Source organism: Dietzia sp. CW19, from assembly GCF_014145265.1.
Lineage (GTDB): Bacteria > Actinomycetota > Actinomycetes > Mycobacteriales > Mycobacteriaceae > Dietzia > Dietzia natronolimnaea.
The window spans coordinates 1-1,449 of sequence record NZ_JAALEE010000021.1; the positions used below are offsets into that span (position 1 = coordinate 1).

Sequence of the window (1,449 nt, forward strand, 5' to 3'; positions counted from 1 at the left end):
TCCCGAGCCTCGCCGGGGGGGTCGAGCACCGGGCCCGCGTCACCGGGACCCTGGCGGGGACCGACACCCGCGTGTCGGCGATCGTCGACCTGGTCGTCGACGAGTCCGGCGCGCACCTCGTCCCGGTCGAGCCCGCGACGGGACCCTCCGGACTCCCCGACCAGGACCCCGACCTCGCGTTGCGACGGACCGCGCTGACCCTCTCCCCGGACGTCCTCCCCCTCGGGATCGCGGTGGAGACCCTCACCGTGCGGGGTGGGACGATCACCGCCGGCGGTACGGCCGGCCCGGGCGCTACGCCGCTCGGCGACCTGGCCCGACCGGACCACTAGACTCCCCGATATGAGTCGCGACGACGTACTGGTCAGCACCCGCTGGGCCGAATCGCGCCTCGACGATGACTCGGTGGTCTTCCTCGAGGTCGACGAGGACGTGTCGGCGTATCACACCGACGGCCACATCCCCGGGGCCGTCGCGCTGAACTGGCGCACGGAGTTGCAGGAGGAGTACACGCGGGACCTCGTGGGCCGCGAGAGGTTCGGCGAACTCATGTCCGAACGCGGGATCACCCGCGAACACACGGTCGTGGTGTACGGCGGCAACCACAACTGGTTCGCCGCCTACGCCTACTGGTATCTGCGCCTCTACGGCCACGCCGACGTGCGGCTGCTCGACGGGGGTCGCATGCGGTGGGAGCGCGACGGACTACCTCTCGACACCGATGTACCCCGGCGTCCGGTGACCGCTTACGTGGCCGACCCGCAGGATCTGTCGATCCGCGCGTTCCGCGACGACGTCCTGGCGGGGCTGGGCAACGACGCGCTCGTGGACGTCCGCTCGGTCGACGAGTACACCGGCAGGCTCGCGGCGCCGGCCGGGCTACCCCAGGAGGGCGGGCGTCAACGCGGACACATCCCGGGCGCCGTGAGCATCCCCTGGAACCGCGCCGTGACCCGCGACGGCACCTTCCGCACCGACGCCGACCTCCGCGAGATCTACGCGGACTTCCTCGACGAACCCGGTCGCCGCGTGGTGACCTACTGCCGGATCGGTGAGCGCTCAAGCCACACCTGGTTCGTCCTCCACGAGCTCCTCGACCAGCCCGACGTGGTCAACTACGACGGCAGCTGGGTGGAGTACGGCTCACTGATCGGTGTCCCGGTCGAGCGGTGAGGATCCTCCTCGCCCCGCTCGGGCGATCGACTCGCTAATCTCTGGAGCATGTCACTTCTCTCCCGAGCGTTCGGACTGGCCGCACGCGCCTCCGTCGTCGCCGTCGGCGCCTCCGTGGCCTCCGCCGTCATCGTCGGCGTCGACCAGCGACGGGGCGCGGTCCCCCAGGTCCCGGACCACCCCGGCCCGTACTCCCCCGCGGAGCGCGAGGCGGCGGTGCGGATGTACCTCACCGCGCTCACGCTGCCCGCGGCCGCGTTCCGGGTGCCCTTCGCG

The 1,449-nt window shown here is 71.8% G+C and carries 1 protein-coding gene and 2 pseudogenes; all 3 read left to right on the forward strand.

The genetic code is table 11. The features are described from left to right. A pseudogene (locus G6021_RS00795) lies at positions 1-332 on the forward strand (DUF2993 domain-containing protein); the annotation flags it as partial. A gap of 10 nt (positions 333-342) precedes the next feature. After that, entirely contained in the window at positions 343-1,173 is an 831-nt protein-coding gene (locus tag G6021_RS00800; RefSeq protein WP_182618058.1) for a sulfurtransferase, read from the forward strand. A 48-nt stretch (positions 1,174-1,221) separates the two neighbouring features. Beyond that, positions 1,222-1,449, forward strand: a pseudogene (locus G6021_RS00805) (hypothetical protein); the annotation flags it as partial.